17 protein-coding genes are annotated in these 17402 nt (G+C 58.6%); 7 read left to right on the forward strand and 10 right to left on the reverse strand.

The window, feature by feature from the left end; genetic code table 11:
* Window positions 1–147 precede the first annotated feature (147 nt).
* Genes nadA through nadC form a run of 3 tightly spaced genes read left to right on the forward strand, consistent with a single transcriptional unit; the run spans window position 148 to window position 3619 of the window.
* Window positions 148–1200: a quinolinate synthase NadA gene (gene nadA, locus ACR0LX_RS09870; RefSeq protein WP_480783567.1), complete on the forward strand. Its 1053-nt coding sequence runs from the start codon at window positions 148–150 to the stop codon at window positions 1198–1200.
* A gap of 8 nt (window positions 1201–1208) precedes the next feature.
* Window positions 1209–2774: an L-aspartate oxidase gene (locus tag ACR0LX_RS09875; protein ID WP_480783568.1), complete on the forward strand. Its 1566-nt coding sequence runs from the start codon at window positions 1209–1211 to the stop codon at window positions 2772–2774.
* Window positions 2771–3619, forward strand: a complete 849-nt coding sequence (gene nadC / locus ACR0LX_RS09880) for a carboxylating nicotinate-nucleotide diphosphorylase (protein WP_480783569.1) — start codon at window positions 2771–2773, stop codon at window positions 3617–3619. Before ACR0LX_RS09875 ends, nadC begins: the two co-directional genes overlap by 4 nt.
* Before the next feature lie 25 nt (window positions 3620–3644).
* Here the strand turns inward: nadC and ACR0LX_RS09885 are convergent, their stop codons facing one another.
* The 8 genes from ACR0LX_RS09885 to ACR0LX_RS09920 all read right to left on the reverse strand — a co-directional run bounded on the left by ACR0LX_RS09885 (window position 3645) and on the right by ACR0LX_RS09920 (window position 11480).
* Complete coding sequence (locus ACR0LX_RS09885) at window positions 3645–4373, reverse strand: metallophosphoesterase family protein (protein WP_480783570.1); 729 nt, start codon at window positions 4371–4373, stop codon at window positions 3645–3647.
* Between the two features lie 31 nt (window positions 4374–4404).
* Window positions 4405–5460, reverse strand: coding sequence for an aldolase/citrate lyase family protein (locus tag ACR0LX_RS09890; protein WP_480783571.1), 1056 nt, complete (start codon window positions 5458–5460; stop codon window positions 4405–4407).
* 12 nt (window positions 5461–5472) lie between these two features.
* Window positions 5473–6273 (reverse strand): 2-oxo-hept-4-ene-1,7-dioate hydratase, encoded by an 801-nt coding sequence (gene hpaH, locus ACR0LX_RS09895; RefSeq protein ID WP_480783572.1) that lies wholly within the window; start codon window positions 6271–6273, stop codon window positions 5473–5475.
* Window positions 6270–7124: a fumarylacetoacetate hydrolase family protein gene (locus ACR0LX_RS09900; RefSeq protein WP_480783573.1), complete on the reverse strand. Its 855-nt coding sequence runs from the start codon at window positions 7122–7124 to the stop codon at window positions 6270–6272. The genes hpaH and ACR0LX_RS09900 overlap by 4 nt, the downstream gene beginning before the upstream one ends.
* Window positions 7121–8518, reverse strand: coding sequence for a pyridoxal phosphate-dependent decarboxylase family protein (locus tag ACR0LX_RS09905; protein WP_480783574.1), 1398 nt, complete (start codon window positions 8516–8518; stop codon window positions 7121–7123). The genes ACR0LX_RS09900 and ACR0LX_RS09905 overlap by 4 nt, the downstream gene beginning before the upstream one ends.
* A 44-nt stretch (window positions 8519–8562) precedes the next feature.
* On the reverse strand, window positions 8563–9405 hold the full coding sequence (gene hpaD / locus ACR0LX_RS09910; protein ID WP_480579103.1) for a 3,4-dihydroxyphenylacetate 2,3-dioxygenase: 843 nt from the start codon (window positions 9403–9405) through the stop codon (window positions 8563–8565).
* A 164-nt stretch (window positions 9406–9569) separates the two neighbouring features.
* Complete coding sequence (hpaE, locus tag ACR0LX_RS09915) at window positions 9570–11078, reverse strand: 5-carboxymethyl-2-hydroxymuconate semialdehyde dehydrogenase (protein ID WP_480783575.1); 1509 nt, start codon at window positions 11076–11078, stop codon at window positions 9570–9572.
* 3 nt (window positions 11079–11081) lie between these two features.
* Window positions 11082–11480 carry a 5-carboxymethyl-2-hydroxymuconate Delta-isomerase gene (locus tag ACR0LX_RS09920; RefSeq protein WP_480579098.1) on the reverse strand — a complete coding sequence of 133 codons (399 nt, stop codon included), beginning with the start codon at window positions 11478–11480 and terminating at the stop codon, window positions 11082–11084.
* A gap of 106 nt (window positions 11481–11586) precedes the next feature.
* On the opposite strand from ACR0LX_RS09920, the gene hpaR reads away from it, so the two are divergent.
* Window positions 11587–12027 (forward strand): homoprotocatechuate degradation operon regulator HpaR, encoded by a 441-nt coding sequence (hpaR, locus tag ACR0LX_RS09925; protein WP_480783576.1) that lies wholly within the window; start codon window positions 11587–11589, stop codon window positions 12025–12027.
* A 32-nt stretch (window positions 12028–12059) separates the two neighbouring features.
* Here hpaR and ACR0LX_RS09930 read toward each other — a convergent pair whose 3' ends face one another.
* Both ACR0LX_RS09930 and ACR0LX_RS09935 read right to left on the reverse strand, forming a co-directional pair.
* Window positions 12060–13412, reverse strand: coding sequence for an aminotransferase class III-fold pyridoxal phosphate-dependent enzyme (locus ACR0LX_RS09930; protein ID WP_480783577.1), 1353 nt, complete (start codon window positions 13410–13412; stop codon window positions 12060–12062).
* A gap of 34 nt (window positions 13413–13446) precedes the next feature.
* Window positions 13447–14226, reverse strand: coding sequence for an IclR family transcriptional regulator (locus tag ACR0LX_RS09935; RefSeq protein WP_480783578.1), 780 nt, complete (start codon window positions 14224–14226; stop codon window positions 13447–13449).
* A gap of 108 nt (window positions 14227–14334) precedes the next feature.
* On the opposite strand from ACR0LX_RS09935, the gene ACR0LX_RS09940 reads away from it, so the two are divergent.
* The 3 genes from ACR0LX_RS09940 to ACR0LX_RS09950 are packed head-to-tail and all read left to right on the forward strand — an operon-like array spanning window position 14335 to window position 17401.
* Window positions 14335–15264, forward strand: coding sequence for a tripartite tricarboxylate transporter substrate binding protein (locus ACR0LX_RS09940; RefSeq protein ID WP_480579086.1), 930 nt, complete (start codon window positions 14335–14337; stop codon window positions 15262–15264).
* A 58-nt stretch (window positions 15265–15322) separates the two neighbouring features.
* Window positions 15323–15859, forward strand: coding sequence for a tripartite tricarboxylate transporter TctB family protein (locus ACR0LX_RS09945; RefSeq protein ID WP_480783579.1), 537 nt, complete (start codon window positions 15323–15325; stop codon window positions 15857–15859).
* 9 nt (window positions 15860–15868) lie between these two features.
* Entirely contained in the window at window positions 15869–17401 is a 1533-nt protein-coding gene (locus tag ACR0LX_RS09950; protein ID WP_480783580.1) for a tripartite tricarboxylate transporter permease, read from the forward strand.
* Window position 17402 lies beyond the last annotated feature (1 nt).

Raw genomic sequence — 17402 nt, forward strand, 5'->3', positions numbered from 1 at the left:
ATCTCGCGTCCTCGTCGGGATCGGTTCAGTCAGAACATTCTGCGACAAATTGCTAATTCGGAATATCGTTCTGGTCCCGGTGGTGGCCATTCCGAAACAAACTCAATATTAAAGGCGCCACGTGTTCATCAGGCAGAAAACAATCCCGTGTTCGACCTACCGGCGCAGCGTGCGCATCTTTCCGAGAAATACGATCTGACCCCATCGCCCGAGTTGGCGGCAAGCATGAGCGGTCTCTACGACCGCATGTCGCGTGTGGTCTCGCCGATGGACTGGGCGATCTATGCGCCCTACATCAAGGCAATCAATGATCTGAAGGTTCGGCGCAACGCGGTCATTCTGGGCCACAACTATATGACGCCCGAGATTTACCACGGCATATCCGATTTCGGTGGCGATAGCCTGCAACTAGCCATCAAGGCGACCGAGGTCGAGGCGGATGTGATCGTGCAATGCGGCGTTCATTTCATGGCCGAGACATCCAAGATTCTCAGTCCCGAAAAAACCGTGTTGATGCCGGATATGGAAGCCGGGTGTTCGCTGGCGGAATCGATCACGGCCGACGGGATAGAAGAGATGCGCCGCCGCTATCCGGGCGCGCCGGTCGTCTCGTATGTGAACACCACGGCCGAGGTCAAAGCGGCCTCTGATATCTGTTGCACCTCATCCAATGCGGCGCAAATCGTCGCTGCTCAGGATAGCGACACGGTTATCATGACGCCGGATCAGTATCTGGCACAGAATGTCGCGCGCGATGTACCGCAGAAAAACGTGGTTTGGTGGGAAGGCTCATGCATCGTGCATGAGCAGTACAGCGCCCGTGACCTGCGTGATTTCCGTGAATGGAATCCGGGCACCCGATTGATCGCGCATCCCGAATGCCCCCCGGATGTGGTGGCCGAGGCCGATTTCTCGGGCTCCACCAGCGGGATCATCAAATACGTCACGGATGAAAAGCCCGAAAAGGCGCTGCTGATCACAGAATGCTCGATGGCATCCAACATTGCCGACGAGCTGCCCGAGGTCGAGTTTGTCGGCCCCTGCAACATGTGTCCCTACATGAAGAAGATCACGCTTGAGAAAGTGCTGTTTGCGCTGGATACAATGACCGGTCAGGTCGAGGTCGATGCGGAGATCGCCGACAAGGCGCGCCTGTCGGTTCAGCGCATGATCGACCTGTCACGCAAGCTGGGCCTCTGATCGGGGCTATGCAAACCGTCACCACCTCACGTGTGGTTATCATTGGTGCCGGTCTGGCTGCGGTGTACGCGGCGTTGAAACTGGCACCGCGCCCGGTAGCCATCCTTTCGCCGGAACCGCTTGGCTCGGGTGCAAGTTCGGCCTGGGCGCAGGGTGGGGTTGCCGCCGCCATGGACCCTGCGGACAGCGCCGAAGCACACGCGGACGACACGATGCGCGCGGGTGCAGGGGTTGTGCTTCGCGATGTGGCCGAGTTTGTGACCCAAGCCGCGCCGGATCACGTTCTTGATCTGTCTGATCTTGGCACAGGATTCGACCGCACCGCCGATGGGGGCTTTGTCCAGTCCCGCGAGGCTGCGCACTCGGCCGCGCGCGTTGTGCGGGTCAAGGGCGATCAGGCCGGGACTGAAATCATGCGTGCGCTGATCGCGGCGGTGCGCCGGACGCCATCGATCCAAGTCATCGAAGGCGCGCAGGCCATTGGACTTGAAAGCGATGGATCGCGGGTCAGTGGGGTCTACCTTACCCGGGCGGACGCGCCGGATGCGCAACCGCTGCTGCTGCGCGGTGCAGCACATGTGCTTGCTGCGGGCGGTTCTGCCGGGCTGTATGCCCGAACGACAAACCCGGCCCGGATTCGGGGGCAGGGGATCGGCATGGCAGCCCGCGCAGGCGCGCAGATTGCCGATGCCGAGTTTGTGCAGTTTCATCCGACCGCTATTGACGCGGGTGAGGACCCGGCACCGCTGGCGACCGAGGCGTTGCGCGGCGACGGCGCGGTTCTTGTTGATAAAACAGGGCGCCGATTCATGCCGGAGCTGCATCCGGATGCGGAATTGGCACCACGCGATATCGTCGCCCGTGCCGTTTACCTGCAATCCGAGGCCGACCGGCGCCCGGCGCTCGATACGCGTACAGCGCTTGGGTCTGAGATTGCTGAACAGTTTCCTGCCGTGACTGAGGCCTGCCGCCGCAATGGTATTGATCCCGTTTCGCAAACGATTCCAGTGGTGGCCGCTGCGCACTACCACATGGGTGGTGTGGCCACGGATATGTCGGGTCGCAGCTCTCTGCGTGGGTTGTGGGTTTGTGGCGAGGCGGCTTCGACCGGGTTGCACGGGGCCAATCGGTTGGCTTCAAATGGCCTGCTGGAGGCACTGGTCTTTGCCCGTGCCTGTGCGCTCGATATTGCTGCCGAGGTGCCTGCCAGTGATGCGCCGACACTTGAACTGGCGCTTCCAAAAGGGGTGGACGGAAACCAGGCGGATACGGTCGACAAGCTGCGGAATTTGATGACTCGATTTGTTGGCGTGGTGCGTGACGGTGTTGGACTGCGTGAAGCTCTGCGTGGCATCGCGGTGCTCGAAGCTGATAACGCCGGGTCACCGTCCTTTCTCAACATGACCGCGACGGCCACCCTGATCGCGGCTGCGGCGTTTTTGCGTAAGGAAAGCCGAGGTGCGCATTACCGGTCCGATTTTCCACAGACCACGCATGAGCCGGGCCAACGGTCGATGCTGACACTGCAAGATGCCATCAAGATACGCGACAATATCGCAAAGGAAGCCCCATGACCGTTCCCGCTCTTCCCGACCTGATCCTGGAACCTCTGGTGCGTTCGGCGCTGATGGAGGATTTGGGCGCAAATGGCGACATAACCTCGCAAACGGTGATCCCGCCCTGCGCGACCTATCGCGCCCGGATGAACGCGCGCGAGGATACGGTGGTCTCGGGGATGCAGGTGGCCGCGATGGCTTTTCGGCTGGTCGATCCCGCGTTGAAAGTGACCCACCATGTGCAGGACGGGCAGCGTTGCGCGCGGGGTGAAACGTTGATGGAAATCGACGGCAATGCAACCTCGATCCTGATGGCCGAGCGGGTTGCATTGAACTTTGCCGGGCGTCTCAGTGGGATCGCAATCGCGACCTCTGGTCTGGTGGCCGAGACCATAGGAACAAAAGCGCGTATCACATGCACCCGCAAGACGACGCCGGGACTGCGAATGGTTGAAAAACAAGCGGTGTTACATGGCGGCGGGTTCAACCATCGCTTTTCGCTGTCCGATGCGATTCTGATCAAGGACAACCACATCGCCGCCGCAGGCGGTGTACGCGCAGTGCTTGAGGCCACGAAAGCCCGCGCCTCGCACATGATGAAGGTTGAGATCGAAGTCGATCATCTGGACCAACTGGCGCAGGTTCTCGAAGTTGGTGGCGCAGATGCTGTGTTGCTGGACAACATGACACCTAGCCAACTGGCCGAGGCGGTGGCGCTGGTGCAGGGTCGATTGACGACCGAAGCCTCGGGCAATGTAACCCGCGAGACTGTCGCGAAAATTGCGGCAACCGGAGTGGATTACATCTCGTCCGGTGCGTTGACGCATTCCTACCGGACCGTAGATCTGGGGCTGGATTTTTGACACCCGGCGCCGATTTGCGATTGCATTAGGCCAAGACTGGGCTGCGTCCGTCCGCCCCCAGAACCCAACATTTGGGTCCATCGAAAACAGCGACGGTCAATGCATGACCATAGCCTGCGCCGGTGTCGAGATTGACCCGGTTTCCGTGATGTTCCGGCCTGCGCACGGGCGTGTGCCCATGCACCACCAGCCAAGGATGAGCGGCCCGGTAGTCGAGAAACGCCTCGCGGATCCAGATCATGTCGTCGGGATCCTGCTGGCTCAACGGTACCCCGGGTTGAATACCCGCGTGAACGAACAGCATGTCGTTCTCAAGATGATAGGGCTGAAGCTGGCGTAGAAAGTCGATGTGGGCTTGCGGAACGGCGGCCTTGGCGCGGGTGTGTACCTGATAGGTTCGATCACCATCTGCCACTTCGACCCCGTAGGATTTCAATGTCTCAATCCCGCCAATGCGGGGATGCAACCAGTGATAGCCAAGCAGTAACCTGGCATCATTGCGCGGGTAGTCTTCAAGGAACATCGCGCACATCTGATCGTGATTGCCCCGCAGAAAGATCCAGTCACGCCCTTGGCGTTGACCCTGCAGCAACAGGTCCAACACAGCGGAGCTGTCCGGCCCACGATCCGTATAGTCGCCCAGAAAGACGATTCTGGCATCGGTGCCGCCGTCAGCTTCGATGCGCGCCAATGCCTCGAGCAGCATCTCGTGCTGACCGTGGATATCCCCGATGGCGTAGATGGGTTCAGACATCGCGCTCACGTCAAGCCAGTATCATGGCGGATCAATCGGCCCAGTCGATCTTGAAGTCTTCGCGGAAGGCAAATCGAACCAGATGCGCCTCGATCACCTGCTGCCAACGCGCCAGATCGCCACGCGGTCCGGTTTCGGCCAGGATCGACAAGCTTTCGTTCGTCGCCGAGAGTTTGACCCGGTTCCCTTCGGGAAAGGCAACACTGCCGTGATCAGCATCAAATGAAACTTCGGCCTTGTGCGACCAATGTTTGCACAGCTGTTGCAGGTATCTGCTGGCGGCTTCGGTCCGGGCGATGCCGGTCACGTTTTGATCCGGCAACAGGGTCAGGGCGGTATCGGCGGCCTGACGTATCGAATTGGCAAACAGGGTAATATCGATGTCAGTCGCCAGAAATGTGACACCCAAATCCAGACATTGGCGCTGCATCACAGGGTCCAGTGTCAGGATACCCGCAGCCTTGCCTGCTGCCACAATGCGGGTCAGGGCGTCCGTAACCGCGTCGACAACTTCGGGATGGGCGGCATTGCCGAGATGCCCCATATCGGCTGCCAGATCGGCGGGGCCGACAAAGACACCGTCCACATCGGTGGTCAAAATATCATCCAGCGCCGCAAGACCGGCGCGATTTTCCACCTGCACCAACAGGCAGACCTGATCATCCGCCGTTTTCAGATAGTCGGGAATAGCGGCAAATTGCGAGGCGCGGGCCAGAGACGATCCGACGCCGCGAACACCATGCGGCGGATATTGCACCGCCCGAACCAATTCGCGCGCGTGATCGCCGCTTTCGACCATCGGCACCAGAATACTCTGAACGCCGGCGTCCAGGTATTGTTTGATCATCCAGGTCTCGCCGATTGGCAGACGTGCGACCGGGTGACTGCCAGACGCTTCGATCACTCTTACTTGCTCCAGGATCGAGCGCAGGTCGTTGGGGGCATGTTCGCCGTCAACCAGCAACCAGTCGAACTGTGCGGTAGCGGCGACTTCGGCGGCGTAGGCGTCAGCCATCGCGATCCAGCACCCGATCTGAGGGCGACCCGCAGCAAGCGCTGCTTTGAAACTGTTATTTGGCGCAGGCATCAGGATGCTCCTTCAGGCAAAGTTGATGTCGACCGATCCGAACGGACCAAAATCGGCATGAATTTCTGTGCCCGACGGGCATTCGACGGGGCGGATGAAACTGCCCGACAATATCAGCTGACCGGGTTCGATACGCTGGCCGTATTGGGCCATGCGGCGGGCCAGCCAGACGACGCTTTCGACCGGATCGTTCAGCACGCCCGCACCCAATCCGGTTTCCTCAATCTCGTTATTGCGGAAGGTCAGCGCGCCGACCCAGCGCAGATCGAAGGCGTCGACGGCGTGGCGTTCCCGGCCCAGAACGACACCCGCATTCGCCGCGTTGTCGCTGATCGTGTCATAGACCGTGCGCGCCTGCCCGTTCTCAGGGTCGATCCTTTGGATACGGGTGTCGAGGATTTCGATTGAGGGCGCGACAAAGTCGGTGGCCGCAATGATATCGTCTCGCGTGACGCTGTCTCCGCCGATAGCCGACTTCATGACAAAGGCAATCTCGGCCTCGATCCGCGGTTGAATGAAGCGATTTGCGGGAACGGTACCGCCGTGCTCAAAGACCATGTTGTCGAAGAGAATACCGCTGTCGGGGATGTCGATGTTCAATGCATATTGCATCGCCTTCGAAGTCAGCCCGATCTTCCAGCCGATCACCTTACGTCCCTCGGCCAGTTTCTGGCGATAGATGGCGTTCTGCACCTCATAGGCGTCTTCCATCCCCATCTCGGGATGGCGCCGCGTCAGCAATCCGATCTGCGCGCGCGTGGTCTCGGCCCGCAGCAGATCGGCGGCAGCGCGGGCGTGATCCTCGGGCGTCATACCTGTTCGTCCTCGATGGTGTTGCGGAGCGTGCCGATACCGTCGACCGAAACTTCGACCACGTCGCCGGGGATCAGGTATTTCGGAGGATCGAACCGCGCGCCTGCGCCGGTGGGGGTTCCGGTGACAATGATATCGCCCGACTGCAAGGTCATGAATGTCGATATATATTCGATCTCGCGCCGGATCGGGAACATCATGCGATTCAACGTGTCGTCCTGGCGCAATTCGCCGTTCACTCGGGTCTGAATGCGAGCCTCGTCCAGTTGCGCCGCATCGGTGAACGGAACCAGCCAAGGGCCGATTGAACCCGAGCGGTCCCAGTTCTTTCCGGGCGTAACGTTGAACTTGGCATGGCGAACCCAGTCGCGGATCGTCCCTTCATTGCACAACGTCAACGCGGCGATGTGGTCATAGGCATCGGCCTGGGCAATGCGACGGCCCGATTTGCCGATGACGATGGCGACCTCGCCTTCATAGTCCAACTGGGGGCTTTCCGGCGGTCGGATCAAAGGCAGGTCGTGGCCGGTGAAACCGCTTGCGAAACGCGGAAAAAGCGACATGTATTTTGGCTGATCGCTGCCGTCTTTGTATTCCGCATTTCGGTCGGGAAAATTTACCCCCACGCAGATGATCCGGCGGGCATCGGGCAGAACCATTTCAAAGTTGAAATCGGTGTGTGTTACCGATCTACCCTCGGCCGCCAGACTCAATTGATCGAAGCTTCCGGCGGCAATCACTTCATACAGGCTGGCATGATCGGGGAAGGCATCGTTCAGCGCAATCGCCCCGTCGTCGGTAATAGCCCCAAAGAATGTCTCGCCTTTGGTGGTGTAGGTCGCAAAATTCACGTGAGAGTCTCCCAGACGTCGCGGATCGCGTCAGCAGCCATCAAGACGTGCTCGCGCGTGGTGTCAAATTGCCCAACTTGAAAACGGATGATCTTGCGGCCTTCAAACAGGCCTTGGGTCAGATAAATCCGGCCATCGTCATTCAGCGCGTCCACCAGTCGTTGCTGCATGTCGTCGTCACCTGGGCAGCGGAAGGAAAACAGGCTCAGGATCGGGCCAGTGGTGATTTCAAACCCATCCATCGCCCCAATAATGTCGGCCAATTCCTGCGCCCAAGCCACATGGTTCCGAATACGCGTGCGCAACCCTTCCAAACCGTAGGACCGCAGAAGGAACCAGATCTTCAATGCCCGGAACCGGCGGCCCAGAGGGATGGTCCATTCCGAGTAATTGGTAACGTCCGCTCCGGAGGTCTTGAGGTATTCCGGTTCGATTTTCAGCGTGTTCAACTGCGGTGTGGGGTTCTTGAGGAACTGGATGGCGCAGTCGAATTGCGCGCCCAACCACTTATGCGGATTGAAAACGATGCTGTCATAGCGTTCTGCGCCGGACCAGAACGTGTCCCGAAATTCGGGGCAGATCATGGCCGACCCGGCCCAGGCGGCATCCAGATGGGTATAAAGATCGTAACTCTGCGCAATATCGGCGACAGCGTTAAGGTCGTCACAGGCGCCGACCCCGGTCGCACCGATGGTCGCAATGATGCCAGCCGGAATATGTCCGGCGGCGATATCTGCCTGAATTGCGGCCTCCAATGCGGATGGGTCGACAGCAAATGTCGGGCCTTTGCTTGGGAGCTTGACCAGATTGTTTTGGCCGATCCCCGAAACCCAACACGCCCGATCAACCGACGAATGTACCTGGGCCGAACAGTAGATACGCAGCGCGCCTTTGGCGTGCAGTCCGTCGCGATTGCTCGAGTAACCGGTGGCGCGTTCCCGCATGGTCAATACGGCCGACAAAGTCGCGGATGATGCGCTGTCCTGAATGACCCCGGTGATGCCATCCGGAAGGCCAAGTGCCTGGCGCAGCCAGTCGACCATGACGGTTTCAACTTCGGTCGCCGCTGGCGAGGTCTGCCACAACATGCATTGCGCAGCAATTGCCGTCACCAGCTGTTCGGCCAGCATCGAAGGCGGTGCGGCGTTGGCGGAAAAATAGGCAAAGAAACGCGGATGCTGCCAATGGGTCATGCCCGGCATCACGATCTGTTCGAAATCGGTCAAGATGGCCTCCATCGGCTGACCGGTTTCTGGCGGTGCAGGTTCCAGTTGTCGCGCAATTTCACCCGGCGCAGTCTGTGCGCGAACGGGCCGGTCCGGCAGTGAGGTGTGATACTCCGCAGCCCATCTGGATATGTGCTGGCCCCAATGTGAAAACTCGTCCCAATTCATTATTGCTGCGCCCTTGATTGCCGAGTGGTCCCGGTGCCTGTCTCTTAGACCGAAAAGCTGATGTTGGCCTGTCCCGTGCCCGAACTGCCAAAGTACGGGGTGTAAATGTCGATCTCACCCTTGTAGCTGCCCCATCCCAGTGCGCCGAACAACAGCGCAGTGTCGTTCATGGCGCATTCGCCGGTGCATTTTTTGGCATAGTCCGGCAAAAGCTCGAGAAACTCTTCGAACCGGCCCTGTTCCCACAGCTCCAGCACCCGCAGGTCCATCTGCCGGTTGAACTCTCCATTGACTGCGTTCAGCCCGTCGACGGACCGTTCGTTTGGTGTGAAATCGTGGCTCAGAGAGCCCGACGCCAGAACAGAGACATTCCGGTCCGAACGGCGGATGCCTTCTGCGATGGCTTCGCCCCAGACACGGTTTTCGGCGATCGACGAGAACTGATTGACGGCCACCGGCAGCACTCGGGCATTGACGCCTTCATTGATGAAATACATCGGCAACAGCGTGCCGTACTCCATTCCCATGTCCGGATGCGAATGGCCCAGCGCGCGTTCGCCGCGCTCTCGCAGAACGTCGAGGATTGTTTCCCCCAACGCGTGGTCGCCGCGATAGTCGAACTCCATATCCGCCAGCATATGTGGCAGTTCGTGGCTGATGAAGCGGCCTTTGTGGTGCTCTTTCGTGTTCAGGTGAAAGCCCTGATTGGTAATCCAGTGAGTGTCGAAGATGATGAACGTATCGACGTTGCGGTCGATTGCGTCCTGGCGCAGCCGGGCGTAGCCGTCAATTGCAGATTGCCGGATGCCTTTGTATTTCGGCATTGTGTGGGACATCCAGATGCTTGGCACATGTGTGATCTTTGCGGCCTGTACAATCTTTCCCATGGCAGTTCCTCCTTATGAAAGGTGACGATCGATCGCCCTGGCAGGGGCGAGAGTTCGAACGTCGATTGGTCCAACCCGAACGTCGAATTTAGACCATGTGTTTGTGCGCGTATCCTATTCCAACTTGTTGTGTTACACACCGGCGGGACGCCACGAAGTACGGTTTACTTGCCCAGTTGCATAATCTTGTGCTGGCCCGTGGCAAAGCCAATATGTTTCTGTTCCATGTAGAATTCGAACGACCAGTCGCCGCCGTCGCGACCAATGCCCGATGCCTTGACCCCGCCAAAGGGGGTTGGCAGGTGGCGAACATTCTCGGAATTCACCCAGATCATCCCGGCTTCGAGCTTGTCGGTAAAGCGCAGGGCGCGGGTCAGATCGTTGGTCCAGACATAACCGGTCAGGCCGTATGGCGTGTCGTTGGCGACCGCCAATGCCTCGTCCTCGGTCGAGAATGGAATGGCTGTCAGCACCGGGCCAAAGATCTCCTCGCGCGCGATGCGCATCTGGTTGTTGGCGTTGGTAAACAGGGTCGGCCGCACAAAATACCCCTGATCACCGACCTTTACACCGCCGGCTGCCACGGTTGCGCCGTCCTCTTTGGCGATGTCAAAATAGCTGGTAACCTTGTTATAGTGCTCTTCGGTTACAAGTGGGCCGATTTCAGTCGCTGGGTCCAGAGGGTGGCCAACTTTGATGTTGTTCACGCGCTCGATCAATCTGGCCTCGAATTCATCCTTGATCGTTTCCTGGATCAGCAGGCGCGAGGATGAGGTGCAGCGCTCACCATTGATCGAATAGATCATGAAGATCACCGCATCCAGCGCGCGGTCCAGATCGGCGTCGTCAAACACGATGACCGGGTTCTTGCCGCCCAATTCCAGATGCATCCGCTTGAGCGTATCGGCCCCCTGTTTTGTGATGATGGCGCCGGTGCGGCTTTCACCGACAAAGGCGATGGCCTTGATCAACGGGTGTTCCGTCAGGGCTTTGCCTGCATCCGGTCCAAAGCCATTGACGGTGTTCAGCACGCCTTTGGGCAATCCGGCCTCTTCGGCGATTTCCACCAGCAAACGGGCAGACAGCGGTGAATCTTCGGCAGGCTTGTGGACCACGGTGCAACCGGCGGCCAGAGCAGGTGCGATTTTCCAGGTCGACAGCATAAAGGGGGTGTTCCACGGCGTGATCACGCCAACCGGGCCAATCGGCACGCGTGTCGTGATATTCATCAGAGTGGGCGACTTTAGATGTTGGCCGTCGCGGGCCAGTATTACCTGATCGGCGAAATAGCGGAAATTCTCGGCCCCGCGTAGCGCGGCCTTGGACATGAACCTCATGGTCTGGCCAGTGTCCCAGCATTCGCACAGTGCGATTTCTTCGGCGCGGGCCTCAATGGCATCGGCGACGTTCAACAGAATACGGCGGCGTTCTGAGGCAGGCATATCGCGCCATTCGGCGAATGCCGCATGGGCGGCTTTGGCGGCTGCGTCAATGTCCTCGGCGGTGCCGTGTGCGACGTCACAGATCACCGACTTGTCGACGGGTGAGGTTGTTTGAAACACACCGGCCGCGCCGATTTGGTCCTGACCCGCAATTCGGTTCCGGATACCGGTTTCCTTGAATCGCGCCAGAAATCTGTTGAGTTTTTCGATATTTGTATCCAGTGCGCTCATGCTTCAGGTCTCCTGAGTGGTCGCGGCCAAATGATCCCGGATTGTGCCGGTCTTTGGCGAAAAATGAGGGTCGATATCGCGCATCTCAAGCGAGAGCGCGATCGAATGCTGCAAGAAGGCTGACGCCAGATACGTCTTGACCGCATCAAATATGCGCGTCGTGGCGTCCTGCTTGATGTCGTCTGGCCGACCGCCGCGCAGGCGGATCGATATATCGATGAATCCGTGGGCCGGATTGCCATCCGCAATTGCAAAGTGATCGACGCGCGTTGCCCGCACACGGATGCCCGGCAGTGGAAAGGTGTCGATCCCAGCCGCAGTTGCCCGAATGCATTCGCATAGGCCACCCATGTCGATCTCGTCTTCCAGATTGCCGGAATACTCGACGTGAAAATGGGGCATCAGTCCTCCTCCAATTAGTAAACATGTTTAGTAAATTGGAGTGCCGCTGTCAAGTCCTTGCCTTGTTAATCTTTGCAATCCCCTGACCGGCGTTTTACAAAGCGACATGAAGATCGAAAGCCAAACAAGAAGTACAACGCGTTCGCTGCCCATTGCGCTGCTGCGCGCGCGCGAGACTGTCATGGCCCCAATCCGGGACATGCTGAACGGCATTCACCTGACCGAGCAGAAATGGCGTATCCTGCGGGTTCTGGACGAATTGGGGGAGGTTGAACAAAGCACGATCGCCAAAGAAGCCTGCCTGCTTTTGCCCAGCTTGACCCGAATTCTGCGAACCATGGAGGCCGAAGGCCAGATCAGTCGCCGCCAGGATAGCAACGACAAGCGATGCACGCAGGTCAGTATCACCGAAGAGGGCCGCAGGATTCTGGAGGAAAACATGAATACCTCGCGGGAAATCTATCGCAGCATCGAGGCGCAGATGGGTCCGGAAAAGCTGAGGCAATTGTTGGATCTTCTGGAAGAATTGCAATCGGTGAAAGTCTGACCCCGCCGGCAGGGACGGGGTCTCTACCGCAATTAAAGACTCGCCAGTCCTGTATCCAGCGCTGACAGTATCTTGGCGACATCGTCCGAGGTGACGACAAGCGGCGGCGACAGGATGATGTTGTTGCCCGACACACGTACCATCACGCCGTCTTCATAGGCCGCTTTCTGAACCTGCAACGGAAGGTGTTTGGCGATGGGTGCCTTCGTCGCACGATCCGAGACCAGCTCGAGCGCACACATCAGGCCCTCGCCCCCGCGCACATCTCCGATCGCGTCGTATTTGTCGGCCAGTATCTTCAGCCCAGCAAAAAGTTCATCACCACGGGCCGCAGCGTTTTCCCAAACCCGAAGACGGTTGATTTCCGATAGTGCCGCCAGCGCGGCCGCCGCCCCGACAGGATGGCCGGAATAGGTATAGCCCTGATCGACACTTGCCTTGCCGGTTGTATCGCTCTCGAACACTTCGGCGACCGAGCCGGATATCATCGCCGCGCCAAACGGGAAGTAGCCATTTGTTATGGCTTTGGCCGTGGCCATAATATCAGGCTGCACGCCCCAATGGCGCGCGCCGCTTTCGCTGCCGGTTCTGCCAAACGCAGTGATGATTTCGTCCGAGATCAGCAGCACGCCGTGTTTCGAGCAGACCTCGCGCACCATCGGCATAAAGCTCTTGTGCGGCGGAATCACCCCGCCAGCGCCCAGGACCGGCTCCATGATAAAGGCGGCGACGGTGTTGGCACCCTGAAACGCGATCTCGGCCTCCAACGCCTTGACGCAGAGCTGTGCCAGGCGCGCGGGGTCGGTCTCGTCGAACGGATTGCGATAGGTCCAGGGGGCGGGAACATGAAAGCAGCCCGGCATCATCGGTTCGTAAATCGCGCGGAACTTTTGGTTTCCGTTGACGGAAGCCGCCGCAAAATGCGTCCCGTGGTAACCTTGTTTCAGGCTGATGAATTTGGTGCGCCCGGCCTCGCCCCGGATCTTGTGATACTGACGTGCCAGTTTGAGCGCTACTTCGACCGAGTCAGAGCCGCCTGATGTGAAGAACGCACGTGTCAGCCCATCGGGGGCAAAGAACTGAGCCAGCTCATAGGACAGCTCGATTGCCTTGTCGTTGCTGGTCCCGCGAAAGGTCGAGTAATAGGGCAGGGCGTTCAGCTGATCGGCAATGGCCTGTTTCACGGCGTCGCAGGAATAGCCCAGGTTGACGTTCCACAACCCCCCAACAGCATCGAGCGCCCTGTGTCCATCAATGTCGACGATGCTGACCCCGTCGCCGCCTGTCAGAATTGTCGGCGGGTTATGCTGACTGTCAGCGGGGTGCGCCATCGGGTGCCAGAAATGACGGGCGTTGTTTTCCTTCAGAAAGTTGGAGTCTTTCATTTTTACGTATCTCCGGGGTTTGGCCGCCGTTTGGTCAGGGCAGAAATTCGGTTGGAAAACTCTCGGGCAGCTGACCGCCGAAATTTGCTGTCAGTGTGTGCGAGAGGGTGTGGAGCGAGGCCAGAATCGCAGGCAATAGTTCTGACGTCGCGCGGATTGCGGGGACGGCGAACGACACTGTGCCCAGGGCAATGCGGTCAATGCCGAAGACCGGCGCGGCAAAACCGTGGACGCCGGTTTCGTAGGTGCCTTCGCTGGTGGACCAGCCCTTCTGACGGATGTATTCGACCCGGTCCTGAATTTGCATGGGTTCGGTCAGTGTGGTTTCGGTATAGCTCTGCAGATTGCCCTGGTAAAGTTGCTGGGACAGTGACTCCGGTCCAAAGGCCAGCAAACACAGCCCCGATGCCGTTGCATTGATCGGAAGAACCTCGGTCGGGTCCAGACTTACCCGAACGCTATGTTGTGTCGCCTCAACCACCAGCGCCGTTTTCAATGCGCCTTTCTCAAGCAGCGACAGGTGCAGGCTTTCGCCGACCTCTTGCATCGCTGTACGCATCTGCGCGCGTGCACCTTCGAGGCCGGGCTTTGCAATCTCGCGCAGCGCTGCCAGCCGCAGCGCGGCGGGTCCGATCATATAGGATTTGGACATCGGATTTTGTTCGATGAGGCCGAATTCTTCCAATGCGCGGAGATGTCTGAGCGTCGTTGCCTTGTTCGCTCCGGACAATCGCGAAAGCTGACTCAGTCCGATTTCTGGCCGTGAATTCGAAAAGTATTCTAACATTTTCAGAGCGTTAAGCGCGGTTCCCATCCTCGGGCTCTCCTTAGGTTACCTAATACTTGACAGAATAAAATTAACAAAGCAATATTAAATTCGCTAACACGGTTCAAATAGTGAACCAAACACTGGGAGGTGTAAATGAAGAAGTTTCTCGCAGCCGCGGTGATGGCAGCCTCTGCAACCGCAGCCTTGGCCGAATATCCAGAAAAGCCGGTTTCCTTTGTGGTTCCATGGCCTCCGGGTGATCTGGAAGATGTTCTGACCCGGATGATTGCGGATGAGTTTCAGGCGATGTACGGCGTTCCGGCGGCCGTGGTGAACAAGCCTGGCGGCGGCGGCGGCCCGTTCCCGGGTGCGGTCGAGGTGGCCACGGCGCCGGCGGACGGCTACACCATCGGGTCCTTTGTGATTGGCGTGCCGGTGATCGGGCCCGAAATTGGCATCCCTGAGCTGAACCCAAATCCGTTCGACCCGATCGGGATCTTCCTGACCTACCCTTTCGTGATCGCATCAAGCAAGGACGCGCCTTTCTCAAGCTGGCAAGAGCTGGCGGAATACGGCAAGGATAACGACGTGGCGCTTGGGCATTTCGGGTCGGTGCTGCCGCCCACACAAGTGACCTTTGCGGCAGCGGTTGGCAGCGGCTTCGACTTTGCCAGCGAGGCAGCGTTCGATGCGCTGGATTGCAACACATTGGCATCGGGCGATGTGGACGTGATCAACACCACGCTTCAGCTGGTGCTTCCATGTCTGGATCAGGTAAACGTCCTGGCCAGCATCGGTGGTGAGCGGATTTCACTGGTGCCGGACACACCAACGGTTGTCGAGCTTAACCCGGATCTGCCCCTGGCCTTGTGGAACGGTCTGTTCGTCCACAAGGACACGCCAGCTGACGCGCGCGAAAAAATCTCGGCCGCCGCGCAAAAGGCGCTGCAATCTGACAAAGCCAAAGAACTGGCGGCAGAAACCGGGGCGCTGATCTATTGGCAAGACCCGGATGCATCCAATGCGCAGATTGAGCAGGACAAAGCCTCATTCGCGAAAATCGAAGAGATACTGGGCGAGTAAGACCCAGACAGGCGCGGGACACAGTCTCGCGCCCTTTCTTTAGATTGGGAGGGGAACAATGATCGCAAAGACGCTTCAGGACATGTTCAAAAGATACCGCCGACCAGGTGATGTCGTGTTTGCGGTGATGTTTCTGGCATTCTCGGTCTTCCTGTTGTCCCAACTGGGCACGCAGACCGAGGTCGTAAAGCGAACCAAGTGGTTTTCGCAGCCGTCATTGTGGCCCACGATTGCGGTTTGGTGCATGGTTGCGTTCGCTCTCCTGCATTGGCTCAGCTCGGCGATGTCGCCCCGGATTGAGGGTCGCTGGGCCGAGGTCGGGTTCTGGCTGAGGTCTTTCGAATATGTCCTCTACTTCCTGATCTATGTGCTGCTGGTTCCACAACTGGGCTACCTGCCGTCAACCGTTTTGTTCGCGATCTTCCTGACCCTTCGTACGGGGTTTCGCGGTGCCCGCGCCGTTGGCATCGCCGCCTTGTTCGGCTTTGTGGTCACCATCGTGTTTCGCGCTTTTCTGCAGGTCAAAATACCGGCTGGCGCGGTCTACGAGTATCTGCCTGATTCCGTGCGCGCTTTTGCGCTGACCTATCTGTAAGGGGCCGCTATGGAAACGCTTGCTTCCGGTATCTCGATCCTGTTGCAGTGGCAGGTCATCGTCGCGCTGCTGATCGGGTCCATTGGCGGTGTCATTATCGGCGCATTGCCCGGGGTCGGCGCGGCGGTCGCCATCGCCATCCTGCTGCCCGCCACCTTTGCCTTTGAACCCATCGTTGGACTGACCCTGTTGTTGGGCATCTACGGCTCGTCCATGTATGGCGGGGCCATTCCCGCAATTTTGATCAACACGCCCGGCACAGCAGTCAATGCACTGACCACCTATGACGGGTTTCCGATGACGAAACGTGGACAGGGGCACCGGGCGCTGTCGCTGGCCTATTCGGCCTCGTTCTTCGGAGGCGTTTTCGCAATCCTCTGCCTGATGGTCTTGTCACCGGTTCTGGCTCTTGTCGCACCGCATTTTGGCAGTCGCGAGATCTTTTTGGCCGCGCTTTTGGGCATTGTTCTGGTTGTACTGGCGCATCGGGGGCAAATCTTTGCCGCCGGAATGCTGGCCGCATTCGGAGTCTTTTTGAACACCGTCGGGCTTGAGCCGGTGAAATACACTCGGCGGTTCACCTTCGAGCAAAGCTGGCTTGCCTCGGGCGTTGATCTTATTGTTGTCGTTCTGGGCCTGTTTGCGATCAGTCAGGCGTTTCTGCTGCTCTTGGAAAAGAACCACGCGCCGGGCGATATACATGTCAGCGGAAACATCTTTGCCGGGTTGAAAGAGCTGCTGGGCCTGAAACGCGTCGCGACTGTATCCTCAAGCATCGGCGTTTTTATGGGGATGGTGCCGGGGACAGGTGAATTCACTTCGCAATTTTTGTCCTATACCTACGCGCAAAAGACGTCCAAGGCCCCCGAGAAATTCGGGGACGGTTCGCCCGAAGGTTTGGTGGCCTCTGAGGCCGCGAACAATGCCGTGCCCGGCGCTGCGATGATCCCCCTTCTGGCTTTGGGTATCCCGGGCGAGGCGCTTACGGCGATGATGCTGTCAGTGTTTTATGTTCACAACGTGATCCCCGGTCCGCAGCTGTTCGAAAACCAGATGGATTTCGTCATGGCGCTGTATATGGCGTTGATCCTTCTTAACGTGATCGTGCTGGTGTTCTTGCTGTTTTCGACGAACCTGCTGCTCAAGATCATTCAGATCCCGACGCGTTTTCTTGGCGTGATGATCCTGATCCTGGCCTTTGTCGGCGTCTACAGCTTGCGCAACTCGATCACCGATTGCGCCATTGCGGCCGGGTTCGGGGTGTTTGGCCTGATCCTCAAACGGCTGGACCTACCGATTGTGCCAATCATTCTGGGCATGGTGCTGGGCGGGATAATGGAAACCAAACTGCGCAGCGCCATGGCGCGGGTGAAAACGCCGCTCGATTTCATTGACCGACCCATCGCGGCCATCTTGTTTGCTCTGATCGTGCTGATCCTGATCCTGCACTTCCGTACGCTGTACGCCGAATTCCAGAACAAACTGAAACCTGAGCCGAATATGCCGCCCGTGGACTCCGACCATCCGAACCAGCAGGGATAAG

Source organism: Ruegeria sp. CH11, from assembly GCF_056537105.1.